The 11,284-nt window shown below is 72.0% G+C and carries 16 protein-coding genes; 5 read left to right on the top strand and 11 right to left on the bottom strand.

The window, feature by feature from the left end:
• Window positions 1-7 precede the first annotated feature (7 nt).
• On the bottom strand, window positions 8-169 hold the full coding sequence (locus tag ACIBVP_RS12885; protein ID WP_396106251.1) for a hypothetical protein: 162 nt from the start codon (window positions 167-169) through the stop codon (window positions 8-10).
• Between the two features lie 241 nt (window positions 170-410).
• Between ACIBVP_RS12885 and ACIBVP_RS12880 the strand changes: the two genes are divergently transcribed.
• Window positions 411-710 (top strand): hypothetical protein, encoded by a 300-nt coding sequence (locus ACIBVP_RS12880; protein WP_396106250.1) that lies wholly within the window; start codon window positions 411-413, stop codon window positions 708-710.
• Between the two features lie 24 nt (window positions 711-734).
• Here ACIBVP_RS12880 and ACIBVP_RS12875 read toward each other — a convergent pair whose 3' ends face one another.
• From ACIBVP_RS12875 to ACIBVP_RS12855, 5 genes are all read right to left on the bottom strand, one after another.
• Entirely contained in the window at window positions 735-1,427 is a 693-nt protein-coding gene (locus ACIBVP_RS12875) for an anti-sigma factor family protein (RefSeq protein ID WP_396106249.1), read from the bottom strand.
• Window positions 1,424-1,966, bottom strand: a complete 543-nt coding sequence (locus ACIBVP_RS12870; RefSeq protein WP_396106424.1) for a sigma-70 family RNA polymerase sigma factor — start codon at window positions 1,964-1,966, stop codon at window positions 1,424-1,426. Before ACIBVP_RS12870 ends, ACIBVP_RS12875 begins: the two co-directional genes overlap by 4 nt.
• Window positions 1,967-2,066: 100 nt before the next feature.
• Window positions 2,067-2,855, bottom strand: a complete 789-nt coding sequence (locus tag ACIBVP_RS12865; protein WP_396106248.1) for a Rieske 2Fe-2S domain-containing protein — start codon at window positions 2,853-2,855, stop codon at window positions 2,067-2,069.
• Entirely contained in the window at window positions 2,855-3,541 is a 687-nt protein-coding gene (locus ACIBVP_RS12860) for a DUF6529 family protein (protein WP_396106247.1), read from the bottom strand. The genes ACIBVP_RS12865 and ACIBVP_RS12860 overlap by 1 nt, the downstream gene beginning before the upstream one ends.
• An 80-nt stretch (window positions 3,542-3,621) precedes the next feature.
• The gene (locus ACIBVP_RS12855; protein WP_396106246.1) at window positions 3,622-4,350 is read right to left on the bottom strand and encodes a hypothetical protein; all 729 of its coding nucleotides are present in this window, start codon (window positions 4,348-4,350) and stop codon (window positions 3,622-3,624) included.
• A gap of 206 nt (window positions 4,351-4,556) precedes the next feature.
• On the opposite strand from ACIBVP_RS12855, the gene ACIBVP_RS12850 reads away from it, so the two are divergent.
• The gene (locus tag ACIBVP_RS12850) at window positions 4,557-4,943 is read left to right on the top strand and encodes a hypothetical protein (protein ID WP_396106245.1); all 387 of its coding nucleotides are present in this window, start codon (window positions 4,557-4,559) and stop codon (window positions 4,941-4,943) included.
• Window positions 4,944-4,970: 27 nt separating this feature from the next.
• Here ACIBVP_RS12850 and ACIBVP_RS12845 read toward each other — a convergent pair whose 3' ends face one another.
• Window positions 4,971-5,846 carry a winged helix-turn-helix transcriptional regulator gene (locus ACIBVP_RS12845; protein WP_396106244.1) on the bottom strand — a complete coding sequence of 292 codons (876 nt, stop codon included), beginning with the start codon at window positions 5,844-5,846 and terminating at the stop codon, window positions 4,971-4,973.
• A gap of 71 nt (window positions 5,847-5,917) precedes the next feature.
• Between ACIBVP_RS12845 and ACIBVP_RS12840 the strand changes: the two genes are divergently transcribed.
• Window positions 5,918-7,159, top strand: coding sequence for an MFS transporter (locus tag ACIBVP_RS12840; RefSeq protein ID WP_396106243.1), 1,242 nt, complete (start codon window positions 5,918-5,920; stop codon window positions 7,157-7,159).
• Here ACIBVP_RS12840 and ACIBVP_RS12835 read toward each other — a convergent pair.
• Window positions 7,074-7,505 carry an MmcQ/YjbR family DNA-binding protein gene (locus tag ACIBVP_RS12835; protein WP_396106242.1) on the bottom strand — a complete coding sequence of 144 codons (432 nt, stop codon included), beginning with the start codon at window positions 7,503-7,505 and terminating at the stop codon, window positions 7,074-7,076. The genes ACIBVP_RS12840 and ACIBVP_RS12835 overlap by 86 nt on opposite strands.
• 46 nt (window positions 7,506-7,551) lie before the next feature.
• On the opposite strand from ACIBVP_RS12835, the gene ACIBVP_RS12830 reads away from it, so the two are divergent.
• Window positions 7,552-8,331 carry an alpha/beta fold hydrolase gene (locus ACIBVP_RS12830; protein WP_396106241.1) on the top strand — a complete coding sequence of 260 codons (780 nt, stop codon included), beginning with the start codon at window positions 7,552-7,554 and terminating at the stop codon, window positions 8,329-8,331.
• On the opposite strand, the gene ACIBVP_RS12825 is transcribed toward ACIBVP_RS12830, so the two are convergent.
• Both ACIBVP_RS12825 and ACIBVP_RS12820 read right to left on the bottom strand, forming a co-directional pair.
• Window positions 8,319-8,957, bottom strand: coding sequence for a hypothetical protein (locus ACIBVP_RS12825; RefSeq protein ID WP_396106240.1), 639 nt, complete (start codon window positions 8,955-8,957; stop codon window positions 8,319-8,321). The genes ACIBVP_RS12830 and ACIBVP_RS12825 overlap by 13 nt on opposite strands.
• Window positions 8,958-9,030: 73 nt before the next feature.
• Window positions 9,031-9,687 carry a maleylpyruvate isomerase family mycothiol-dependent enzyme gene (locus tag ACIBVP_RS12820; protein ID WP_396106239.1) on the bottom strand — a complete coding sequence of 219 codons (657 nt, stop codon included), beginning with the start codon at window positions 9,685-9,687 and terminating at the stop codon, window positions 9,031-9,033.
• A 74-nt stretch (window positions 9,688-9,761) separates the two neighbouring features.
• Here ACIBVP_RS12820 and ACIBVP_RS12815 point away from each other — a divergent pair, with 74 nt between their 5' ends.
• On the top strand, window positions 9,762-10,202 hold the full coding sequence (locus ACIBVP_RS12815) for a MarR family winged helix-turn-helix transcriptional regulator (RefSeq protein WP_396106423.1): 441 nt from the start codon (window positions 9,762-9,764) through the stop codon (window positions 10,200-10,202).
• On the opposite strand, the gene ACIBVP_RS12810 is transcribed toward ACIBVP_RS12815, so the two are convergent.
• Window positions 10,199-11,260, bottom strand: coding sequence for an aromatic acid exporter family protein (locus ACIBVP_RS12810; protein WP_396106238.1), 1,062 nt, complete (start codon window positions 11,258-11,260; stop codon window positions 10,199-10,201). The two genes, ACIBVP_RS12815 and ACIBVP_RS12810, sit on opposite strands and share 4 nt — an antisense overlap.
• Between the last annotated feature and the right edge of the window lie 24 nt (window positions 11,261-11,284).

Genomic DNA, 11,284 nt, shown 5'->3' with positions numbered 1-11,284 from the left:
GGCCGACTCAGTTTCCGCCCAATTCGTGTTGGCCGACCGATTTCGCCATGCCCTGCGGCTCGCCGTACTCACTGGCGGCACCTTCGCGCAGCTGGCAACCGCCGAGGAGGAGCGCGGAGATCGTTGCCAGCACAGCAAGTCCGGCAACTCTAGAGCTCTGCATCCTCATGGATGAACTCCTCTGCAGTAGATATCAGAACGATTACGCCGCGTCAAGATTCTTGTTTCTGGCACGCCTCGTTGCAGGTGCTACCCGTATATACGTTTGGTAACGGCACCTACGTTCAGATCACCCATCCGGAGATGTGTGACGTGGGTCACATTGCCGTGATCAGGTGTGACGCCGGAGGGCGCGCGGCCGCCAGTTATCCCCTGGCGTCCGAACAGAAGCCACCCCATACTGATCGGCGATGAACGACTACACCTGGCCTGACAAGGGCGTCTGGGAGACGGACCGGGTACTCCGGGCGTGGCCCGCGACGGTCGCCGACTTCCCGGTCGGCGCGCCGGTCGCCGGGGAGGTGGTCGGGCGCCAGCCGTTCGGCGTCTTCATCCGCGTCGACGACGCCCCGGACACCGTGGCCCTGGCCGAGATCACCGCGATGCCCCGCGGGGCCGAACTGCCCTCGCTGGGCGACCGGGTCACGGGCGAGGTCGTCTGGCATACCGAGCACAACCACCAGGTCAAGGTGCGCCTCGTCGAGCGATGACCCCTGCGTCGTCAGCCTGTCGCGTCAGAGCGGGACCGAGACCATCGTCTGGCCATCGCGGGTGCGGATCTCGACGGCCCGGACCTCGTCCGGCGGGACGTCCGCGGTCCCTTCGAGCTTGGTGCCCGCGGTGGCGGCGTCCTCGGACACGAGCCAACCGCCCGCGAGGACGTCCTTGCCGTCCTTGGTGACCACGTACATCTCGCAGTGCAGACCGGCGTCGAGACCCGTCACGGTCGCGTTCACCCACACCCAGCCCTTCCTGGGCTCCAGCGCGATGTTCATCGACGTGCCGGTACCGGCGTCGGTGGCCTCGGCGAGCCGTGCGTTCGACGGCAGCGTGGACGTGGGCGGCTGGGCGACCGGCGTGGACACGGTCTCCCGGCCGATGAGGATGCCGCCGCCGAGCGCGACGGCCACCGCCACGGCGGCCGCGACCGCGAAACCGGCCGAGAAGCGGCGACGGGCCGGTGCCTCGTCGCGGACCTGGCGCAGCGTGCGCCGCAGCAGCAGGTCGCCGTCCTCGGGCGGGCCGTCGACGAAGGCCTCCGGGGGCACCTGGTCCAGTGCCCGCCGGATCATCATCAGCTCGTTGACTTCGCGCTGGCAGTCCAGGCAGGTGGCCAGGTGCTCGTGCACCTGCCGTGCTTCGACCGGGTCGAGCACGCCCAGTGCGTAGGCGCCGAGCTGCGCCCGGTCGTGCACGGGACCGGTCATCGGCGCACCTCCCCCGACTGGCCGAGCGTCGCCCGCAGTGCGCGGACCGCGTGATACGTCCTCGATTTCACCGTACCCGGCGCGATGCCGAGCACGGCGGCGGTCTCGTTCACGGTCCGCCCTCGGTAGTACAGCTCGACGAGCACGGCCCGGTGCTCAGGCGACAGACCTTCGAGCGCCCCCATGACGGTCATCGTGTCGACGACCGTGTCCGCGTGGTCGCGCTGCGCGGCGGGCACGTCGATCGGCTGGTTGACCTCGGTGGGCCGGGCGGCACGGGCCCGCGCCCGGTCGGTCACGAGGTTGCGCGCCACGGTGAGGAGCCAGCCCCGGACGGACCCGACACCGGACTGCAGCGCGTCGGCGTGCTTCCACGCCCGCAGCAACGTCTCCTGCACGACGTCCTCGGCCGCGGCGCGGTCGCCGGTCAGCCGGGTCGCGTAGTCGAGCAGGCTGCGGCCGTGTTCGGCGTAGAGGGACTTGATGAGGTCCTCGGCCGGGTTCGCGGCACGCGCGCGGCGGGAACGTCTGCCGATCATTGCCACGGCCGCCATCACCTGCCCAAGTGGCCGGTCGATGAGCAGGGTACTGGAAGCAACGTCGCTCACGACTGGAACACGGTTGTGAACCGGGTTCGGTTCATGCCAACGAGATCTGGTCCCCGGTCACCTTAACGGCAACGGCGGGCAGGGGGGCGGAAGCCGGGCCCTGCGCCACGGATCCGTCGAGCCCGAACTTGCTGCCGTGGCAGTCGCAGTTGATGGTGCCGCCGAGCACGTCGTTGACGACGCAGCCCTGGTGGGTGCACACGGCGGAGTAGGCGCGGATCTGCCCCGGCGCGGCCTGCGTGACCACGACCTGCTCGGCCGAGAACACCTTGCCGCCGCCGACCGGGATCTCCGCGGTCGTCGCGAAACCGGCCGGCGCCTCGGTGGTGGGCGTCTCCGGCGGTGCCTCGGGTTCGGTCGTGCCCGGGCCGGTCGTCTCCGGTGTGGTGGCCGGTGTCTCGGCCGCTCCCGTGACGAGGTCGCCGTTGTCGTTGACGCTGACTTCCACCGGTGGCAACGGTTGTGTCGCCGGTCCGGTCGTGACCGAGCCGTCGAGCCCGAACCTGCTGCCGTGGCAGTCGCAGTTGATGGCGCCGCCGAGCACGTCGTTGACGACACAGCCCTGGTGCGTGCACACGGCGGAGAAGCCCCTGAACTTTCCCTCGGTCGGCTGGGTCACCACGATCTTCTGGTCGCGGTACACGACACCACCGTTCACGGGGACGTCGATGGCCTTGCCGAGCACCCGCGGCGAGGCCTCCTCGGTGGCGGTCTGTGCCTGGGGTTGCGCCACCGGCGCGCCGTACCGGGTGCAGGCCGCGCAGGCGGCGCCCACGACAGCGAACCCCACCGCGGCGCGGCGGGGGATCTCGTGACTCATCACAGACTCACCCCGAACTCGGAGAAGAACCACAGGGAGGACGTCACCCACAGGCCCACGAGCGCGGTGAACACGGCCGCGCCGGCGACGGGCACCACCCAGCCGGGCGTGCGGGACCGGGTGAGCACGACCATCTTGCAGACGAAGAGGCCGTAGAAGAAGCAGCCCAGCAACGAGTGCAGCAGCACCCGGGTGTCGAAGGACTGGAATCCCAAGGCGTACAGGCAGTGCGCGGCGACCGGCAGTGACACGAGCACGGCCACCCGGCCCGACCACCGGTGCACGACGGCGGTGCCGCGGCCCGCGGTGAAGCCGGGCAGCCTGCCCCACATCGCCATCGCGGACAGGACCTGCAGGATCGCGAGCACGAACGCGACGGAACCCAGCCACGCCTTGGCGTGCAGGCCGTCGGAGAAGCCCGCGAGGTTCAGCGCCTGACCGGTGCCCTCGTGCACGCTGCCGTACACGCCGAGCGCGACGGCGACGAGCGCGCCGACCGACAGCGCCCCGACGACACCGCGGATGTTCGGCGGGTCGGTGTAGACGTCCTCGTCCTCGAACGTGAGCGGGGCGACGTTGGTCGCGGTCTCGTCGAGCCAGTGGCCGGGCACGGGCTGGGTGAGGTCGGAGTCGAGCGGTGGCCCGGTCGGCCCGAAGTCGGGCGGCTCTGGCGGTCGCGTGGTCATGGGGTTCTCCTTCGTGCTGCCGGGGAACACGCCCCGGCACCCTCTGTCGCGTGCTCGGTTCCCCCGCGGAACCGTGGAGATCAGCCGAAGGTGGTCTCCCCCGAGACCTTCTCGGCCGTGATGCGCGTGCCGCCGACGGTGACGGCGCCCTTCGCCGGGTCCAGCGCGGGTGCGGGCGCGGCGCCGGACGCGGTACGTGCGATGCCGACCTGTGTGCCGTCGGGCAACAGGATCCAGCCGAGCGTGGTCGTGCCGCCCTCGCCGCGGTACAGCCCGGCCGGTGCCTTCGCGACGGCGAGGCTGAACTGCCGTTCCCGCCCCGCGATCGACACGGTGCCGTTGAGGTTTCCGTCGATCAGCTCGCCGGTCAGCGTGGTGGTGCCGTCCTTGGACTCGAGGTTCACGGTGCCGTCGACGGCCGTGCCCCGCAGCCACGACTCGACCCGCGCGCCGTCGCACAGGTAGGCGGCGGCCTCGTCGCCCTTCACCGCGACCGCGATCGCCAGGTTGCTGTCGGCGGCGCGGCCCGCGTAGACGACCTCGGCCGGGAACCGCGGCTTCGGCGGCGGCGCCTCCTCGGTGGTCGTCGTCGACGCGGGCGGTGGCGGCGGTTCCGCCGTGGTCGGTGGCGGCGCGGGTGTCGTCGTCGTGGTGGCCGGGGCGTCGGTGCCGGTGGCGGCGACGTTCTCCTGACCGGGCGGCGGCGCGTCGCCCGCCGTGACGAGTCCCCCGGAGGCGTTGGCCGCCATGAGACCGACGAGCCCGGCCACCACGACGGCGGCGGTGACCAGCGGACCGCGCTGCGCCATGACTTTCTCCCTGTCCGTGCGGTATGCCGACATGAGCGACCAACCCGCTCGGGAGATACACGTACCGGCGACTGGCCCGGTTCAGGCGGACTTTTCGGGCGGCCTTGCGGGCAGGCGAGGTGCACAGGCCGCGCACAAACGTGTCCGCGGCGCGGCGGGATCGCGGCGATACTTCCCGCGGAAGATCCACCTCGAGAAGGAGCAGCATGAAGCGCCTCACCGCGTGCGCCACCCTGACCGCCCTCGCTCTGCTCGCGGCACCGACCGCGGCCGTCGCCGAGCCGACGTCGCCCTTCGGCGAAACCTGGACCGGTCGCGGCGGCGTGGACGGCGACCTGATCTGGTACAACCGGTCGGTGGGCGTGAGCGGGCAGGTGCGCGACTACGAGACGGCGGGCAGCACCACGGTCCAGTTCGAGTTCTACCAGTCGACCAGGCTGCTCGACGTCCAGACGCGGACGGCGTCCAACGGCGTCACGCCCTTCGGCTGGACCGAGCCGGGCCCGGTCGGCGGCTTCACGCGGGTCGTCATCACCCTCATCCACGGCGGCGACGAGAACGTCGTCGCGAGCATCCCACGGCCGGTGAGCTGATTCCGTTGTCCCGCAACGAAACGGGAGCTACCCCCGCAGCTTCCTGACCTGGGCGAGCGCCTCGTCGACCGAGCCCGCCGGGTCGGTGACCGGGAACTGGACCGCGCGGACGGTCCGTGCGGGGTCGACGATCATGGTCAGCCGCTTGAGCCGGTCGACGCCGTGGGCGCGGAACGTGGGCAGCCGCAGCGCCGCGGTCAGCGCGAGGTCCTCGTCCGACAGCAGGGGAAACGGCAGGCGGACGTGTTCGGCGAAGGCACGCAGCTGGTCCGGCCGCTGCGTGCTCAGCCCGCGCACGGCGACGTCGTGCCGTGCGAAGTCGGGGAACCGGTCGCGGTAGGTGGTCGACTCCAGCGTGCAGCCCGCGGCCCCCGGGATCTCGCCCCAGTCGGGCGGCAGCGGGGTGCCCGCGGGCGCGAACGCGCCGGGGAACGCGTACAGCACCGTCCAGCGTCCGGGCACGGCGTCGGCGTGGTCCCCGCTGTCGGCGGGCAGGCCGATGGCGGGTACCCGCTTGCCGACCAGCCCGTGCACCCGCCGCGCCTCCGCCGACGACGGTGAGCTCGTGCCCGTCAGCGACCCGTCGCCGGACACGTACCTGGCGCCCCAGTCCTGCAACGCGATCAGCACCGGCAGCAGACCGCGGCCCTTGTCGGTGAGCCGGTACTCGTAGCGCGGCGGGCGGTCCGAGTAGTGCGCCTTCTCGACGACTCCGCCCGCCACCAACGACTTCAGCCGCTCGGTGAGGGTCTTGCGGCTGATGTCCAGCTCGCGCTGGAGGTCGTCGAACCGGGCGACGCCGCCCGCGATGTCACGCACGACCAGCAGCGTCCACCAGTCACCGACGACGCCGAGCGCCTGCGCGATGGCGCACTCGGCGTCGGCCAGCTCGCTGTGCTTCATGAACCCACTCGCCTGTCCGCCACCTCGCCCAATATAGTCAGTTCCGATTGTGAACTCACTGGGGAGGGTGCATGTTCTGGCGCTTCTGGTCGGCGACGGCGGTCAGCCAAACGGGCACGGCGGTCACCGCGGTCGCGTTGCCGCTGGTCGCGGTGACCACCCTCGACGCTTCGGCCTTCGAGGTCAGCATGCTCACGGTCGCGACCTACCTGGCGTGGGCCGTGGTCGGACTGCCCGCGGGCGTGATCGTGCAGCGGCTGCCGTTGCGCGGCACGCAGGTGGCGATGGACGTGCTCCGCGCGGCCGCGATCAGCTCGGTGCCGCTCGCGTGGTGGTCCGGCCACCTCACGATCGGGCACCTCGTCGTGGCCGCACTCGTGATCAGCCTGGCGAACGTCGTGTTCGACGTCGGCTCCGGCACGTTCCTGCCCACGATCGTCAGCCGTGAGGAACTGACCGCGCGCAACAGCCTGATGTCGGCGACGCACTCCGCGACCTCGCTCGGCGGCCCGAGCCTGGGCGGGCTGGTCGTGCAGCTGCTCGGCGCGGTGCCGACGCTGCTGGTGGACGCGGTGAGCTTCCTGGTGTCGGCGGTGCTGCTGCGCGGGTTGCCCCGCGGTTCGGTCCCGGCGCGCGCGGACCGGCCGCGGATGGGCCCGCTGATCCGCGAGGGCTGGCGGTTCGTGGTCCGGCACCCGGTGCTGCGCACCTGCATGCTCGGCGCGACCGCGGACAACTTCGCGAACGGCGCGCTGATGGCGTTGATCCCGGTGTTCCTGGTGCGTGACCTGCACGCCTCCCCGGCGCTGGTCGGCCTGTTGATCGCGGCCGAGGGGCTCGGCTCGCTCGTCGGGGCGGCGCTGGCGCCGTGGCTCACCGCGCGGCTGGGCAGCGCGCGGGCGTTGGTGGTGGCGGCGTTCTGCGGCGCGGGGATCGCGTTGCTGATGCCGGTCGGTCACGGTGTGGCGGGCATGGTGCTGTTCGCCGTGGCCAACGTGGGTTTCGGGATCGGCGTGGTGGTGTTCTCCATCAACGCGCGGACGCACCGGCAGGTGACGACCCCGCCCGAGCTGCTGTCGCGGGTGGTCGCGACCGTGCGGTTCGTGTCGTGGGGCGCGATCCCGTTCGGCGCGCTGTCGGGCGGCGTGGTGGCGACGGCGATCGGGACCCGGGGCGCGTTGTGGGTGGCGTGCCTGCTGACGCTGGCGTGTCCGGTGCTCCTGTGGTTCAGCCCGGTCCGCCGGCTGCGGGACCTGGCCGACGAACCCGCGCCACCAGCTTCTGTGGCGCCCGCAGGCAGTAGCTCTCGGTGAGCAGCTCGCCGATCTCGTCCCAGTCGGCGTCCGTTTCGACGACCATGCCGACGGCCTCCGGGTGCCAGCTCAGCTTGTAGAACGGGTGGCCGGTGCCGACCAGCGCGGCCAGCTCGTCACCCCGCGAGCGGAAGGTGAGCACGGTGGCGTCGCCGACGTACGGGGCCTCGCGGGCGTAGGCGGGCGGGTACTCGTCGCTGATGCCGAGCACGTGGGCGAAGGTCTTCTTGCGGACCATCCAGCGGGTGCCGACCCAGGCCCGTTCCTCGTAGGCGCCGGGCAGCGCGAGACACCGGGCGCGCAGCCGGTCGAGCACGTCGTCGGGCACGTCTGGTCGGTCCGGCATCCTCGGCCTCCCGGAATTGTCGGTGGTCTGGTGCATGATGCCGCGCATGAGCCTGAACCACGTGGACATCGGCACCGGCACCCCGGTGCTCGCACTGCACGGCTGGACCCCGGACCACCGCCTGATGCTCGGCTGTCTGGAACCGGTCTTCGCGCGAAGAACGGGTTACCGGCGTCTCTACCCGGACCTGCCCGGCATGGGCAAGTCCCACGCCCCGCCGTCCGTCGCGTCGTCGGACGCCGTGCTGGCCGCGGTGCGCGCGTTCGTGTCGGAAACCATCGGCACGACACCGTTCCTGCTGGTCGGCGAGTCGTACGGCGGCTACCTGGCGCGCGGGCTCGCACGCGCGCTCGGCACACAGGTGCTGGGGCTGGCGCTGATCTGCCCGATCGGCGTCGCGGTCGAACACGCGACGAGGACCGTCCCGCCACGCCAGGTGCTGCGGCGCGACCCCGGCCTGCGGGAGAACGCGGAGTTCAGCTCGATCGCGGTGGTCGAGACGGCGGAGACCCTGCGGCGTTTCGAGGAGGAGATCGAACCGGGCCTGGCCGCCGCCGACGAGGAGGCGATGGCGCGCATCCGGGCGCGGTGGCTGCTGTCCGACGACCCGGAGGGTGGCGACGAGTTCACCGGGCCCGCGTTGATCGTCACCGGCAGGCAGGACGACGTCGTCGGCTACGAGGACCAGTGGGCGCTCTTACCCCACTACCCGAGAGCGACGTTCGCGGTGCTCGACGTGGCAGGGCACAACCTGCAGTTCGAGCAGCCGCTGCTGTTCGACGCGCTGATGTCGGACTGGCTCGACCGGGTGGCCTACGAGTCCTGACCGAGGGTGTCGCGTGCCTGGGCGACCCAGCCGAGCACGGCGTCGGCGCCACACTCGGCGGCGACGGCGGCCGCCTCGTCGAGGTACCCGCGTGCCGTCGCGGGGTCGTCGGCGAGATGGGCGAGCCCGACCAGGTTGGCGGCGACCCCGGCGTGGAACCCGACCTTGCGCCGCAGCTCGGTCGACTCGGCGAACAGCTCCCGGGCGGCCGGTACCCGCCCCTCGGCCTGCTCGACGAACCCGAGGTGCCGCAGGACGTAGGAGAGCGTGAGGTCGTCACCGGCGCCGGTGGCGAGTTCGCGTGCGCGCCCGAGCACCGGCGCGGCCGTGTCGTGGTCGCGGCGGACCACCTGGTGGAACGTGCCGACCCAGAACAACGCCTCGGCCTCGCCACGCTCGTCGCCCGCGCGGCGGTACAGCTCGGCGGCCTGCTCGAAGAGCGGCAACTCGGCCGGTTCCTCGACCCGCCGGGCGAGGAAGCGCGCGTGCACGACCCGCCCCCTGGCAAGGGCGAGATCGGCCTCGACCCCGTCGAGCTCCCGATCGGCGGCCGCCAGCGCGGCGTCGTCACCGCCGAACACGGCCCGCTCGTACAACTCGTTGGCCCGACTGAGCCTCGCGTCCACGCCGACCCCCTTCGTAGCGGCCGGAGTGTAGCGACAGAAGGGAACCGAACAGGAGCGACCGACACCATCCGCCTCACGCCCGGGAGCGGCCCGCGACCCGTTCGGTCAGCGCGTCGACCCCGGCGCCGGTCAGCCGGTCCAGCGCCACCGGGCGGCCGGTGAGCAGGAGCAGCAGGGCCTCGATCGGGCCGCACACCACCTGTTCCCCGTCGCCCACGGCCCAGAGCGTGTCGGTTGCGACCAGGCGGAAACCGGCCAGACGTCGTCGCGCCCAGAACGGCCAGCCCATCGTCCAGACGCGGGTCGCGCCGGCGCGGGCGGCGGCCACCGGCATCGGCAGCACCCGGTGCAGCGGGATCGCGACGTCCTGTACGTGCACGAGCGTGTCGAACAGGATGTTGCGGTAGCCGGTCAGCGCGGGCAGGCGGCGGGACGCGGCGTGTGCACGCAGCTCGGCCACCAACTCGGCCCCGGTACGCGACTCGGCGTGCGCCACGGAGATGTCGTGGTTCAGCCGGTGGAAGCTGCCGCGAGCGCGGACGGCCCACGCGACCATCTCCCACGGCCCCGGCGGCTGCGGCGCGAGCGCGACGTGGGCGGCGACATCGCGGACGCGCCAGCCCGCGCTCAGCGACGGGGTGTCCCACTCGTCGTCCGCGAGGTCGGCGAGGAGGTCGGCCAAACGGCGCCGTTCCTGTTCGATGGCCTGCCAGGCCTGCTCGCGGTCCATGCGGACCTCCCACTAAAATAAGTCAGACTCGCTGACCAAATTAAGTCAGATTCTCTGACCAACGTCAAGGGGTGATGGTGACCGACGACCAGCTCAACACCGGGCTGCTGCTCTACATCCCGTACCGGTGGCTGGAGAACCGGGTGATCACCGCGCTGCGCGAGGCGGGGTACGACGACATCACCACCGCGCAGATGAAGATCATGCAGCGCGTCGGCCCCGACGGCACCCGGCTGACCGACCTCGCCGAGCAGGCGCAGGTCACCAAGCAGACCGCCGGTTTCCTGGTCGACCAACTGGAGAAGGCGGGCTGGGTGGAACGGGTCCCGGACCCGACGGACAAGCGCGCCCGGCTGGTGCGGATCTCCGGCCGCGGGAAGGCGGCCATCCCGATCGCCGCCGCCGCGGTCGCCGAGGTGGAGGCGGAGTGGGCGGCACACCTGGGCAAGCGGCACATGGCGCAGCTGCGCCAGATCCTGACCCGGCTGCGCGAGGTCACGGACCCCTACCCCTAGCGGTCGCCGTCGAGGACGACGTCGCAGGCGCGTTCCACCGCGAGCAGCAGGGCGGCCTGTGTGCTCCAGTCGAGCCGTACGCCGTCGCCGTCGACGATGCCGTCGTGCACCAGGTCACGGCGCCACTCGCGGCTGCGGTCGAGTGCCCTGGCCACGTCCCCGGTGTCGGGGGACCTCGCGTCGTCCCGGTGCGCGGCGACGGCCTTGGCCAGCGCGTCGAGCAGGTCGGCGTAGGAGGAGGTGAACCACTCGCCCGCGATCGGCGCGACGCCCGTGCTGGACGCGACCAGCGCCTCGGTGATGTGCTGCACCTGCCGCGCGATCTCGTACAGCGTGCCGAGGTCCTGGTGGAGCCCGTCGAGGTCCGGCCGCCGCCGCTGCCGCAGCACCCACCTCGGGTTGTACCTGGTGCTCTCCCACGTGCGGCCGCTGGCCTGCTCGGCACGGCGCACGACATCCTCGAGCTCACGCGCGCGGCGCTGCCACCCCCGGGCGTCGCCGTCGTCCCAGTCGCCGCGCAGGCCGGTGGCGATGTCGCGGACCAGCTCGTCGAGTTCGGCGGCGACGTCCTCGACGGCGCCCGGGCCGGACCGCAGATGCAGCGGTGGCACCACGAACATGTTGACGGCGAGCCCGACCGCCGCGCCGAGCACGCCCTCGATCGCGCGGTAGACGAGGTAACCCATGTCGTCCGCGGTGCCGTAGGCGAGCATCAGCAGCGCGGTCACCCCGATCCAGATGCCGCTGTCCCCGAGCCGGTGCCACCGCCCGATCGCGGCCCCGACGAACACGGCCACCGGCAGCGCGACGGCCGTGTTCGGGATGACCGTGATCGTGACGAACGCGAGCAGCACACCGAGCACGAGCGTGGCCACGGTCCGCGCGGCTTCGGTGAACGACCGGTACACCGTCTCGGTCATCATGAACACCGCCGCGTACGGCGCCATGAACGACTGCGGCGCGTGCACCTGCCGCGCGACGAGAAAGGCGACGGCCGCCGCGACCGCAGCCTTCGCCGCCTGTACGAGCCCTTCCCGCTGCCTGGCGCTGAGCTGCATGCGGACGGGTTCCTCGCGCGGCGC

The sequence above is a fragment of the Actinophytocola sp. NPDC049390 genome, from assembly GCF_044466355.1.
Taxonomy (GTDB): Bacteria; Actinomycetota; Actinomycetes; order Mycobacteriales; family Pseudonocardiaceae; genus Actinophytocola.
The sequence above is the reverse complement of the archived record's forward strand: the minus strand, read 5'-3'. Positions and strand labels throughout refer to the sequence as shown.

Coding starts and splice junctions, on each gene's coding strand:
- ACIBVP_RS12885 (WP_396106251.1), bottom strand. CDS start 169: ATGAGGATGCAGAGCTCTAGAGTTGCCGGACTTGCTGTGCTGGCAACG.
- ACIBVP_RS12880 (WP_396106250.1), top strand. CDS start 411: ATGAACGACTACACCTGGCCTGACAAGGGCGTCTGGGAGACGGACCGG.
- ACIBVP_RS12875 (WP_396106249.1), bottom strand. CDS start 1,427: ATGACCGGTCCCGTGCACGACCGGGCGCAGCTCGGCGCCTACGCACTG.
- ACIBVP_RS12870 (WP_396106424.1), bottom strand. CDS start 1,966: ATGATCGGCAGACGTTCCCGCCGCGCGCGTGCCGCGAACCCGGCCGAG.
- ACIBVP_RS12865 (WP_396106248.1), bottom strand. CDS start 2,855: ATGAGTCACGAGATCCCCCGCCGCGCCGCGGTGGGGTTCGCTGTCGTG.
- ACIBVP_RS12860 (WP_396106247.1), bottom strand. CDS start 3,541: ATGACCACGCGACCGCCAGAGCCGCCCGACTTCGGGCCGACCGGGCCA.
- ACIBVP_RS12855 (WP_396106246.1), bottom strand. CDS start 4,350: ATGGCGCAGCGCGGTCCGCTGGTCACCGCCGCCGTCGTGGTGGCCGGG.
- ACIBVP_RS12850 (WP_396106245.1), top strand. CDS start 4,557: ATGAAGCGCCTCACCGCGTGCGCCACCCTGACCGCCCTCGCTCTGCTC.
- ACIBVP_RS12845 (WP_396106244.1), bottom strand. CDS start 5,846: ATGAAGCACAGCGAGCTGGCCGACGCCGAGTGCGCCATCGCGCAGGCG.
- ACIBVP_RS12840 (WP_396106243.1), top strand. CDS start 5,918: ATGTTCTGGCGCTTCTGGTCGGCGACGGCGGTCAGCCAAACGGGCACG.
- ACIBVP_RS12835 (WP_396106242.1), bottom strand. CDS start 7,505: ATGCCGGACCGACCAGACGTGCCCGACGACGTGCTCGACCGGCTGCGC.
- ACIBVP_RS12830 (WP_396106241.1), top strand. CDS start 7,552: ATGAGCCTGAACCACGTGGACATCGGCACCGGCACCCCGGTGCTCGCA.
- ACIBVP_RS12820 (WP_396106239.1), bottom strand. CDS start 9,687: ATGGACCGCGAGCAGGCCTGGCAGGCCATCGAACAGGAACGGCGCCGT.
- ACIBVP_RS12815 (WP_396106423.1), top strand. CDS start 9,762: ATGGTGACCGACGACCAGCTCAACACCGGGCTGCTGCTCTACATCCCG.
- ACIBVP_RS12810 (WP_396106238.1), bottom strand. CDS start 11,260: ATGCAGCTCAGCGCCAGGCAGCGGGAAGGGCTCGTACAGGCGGCGAAG.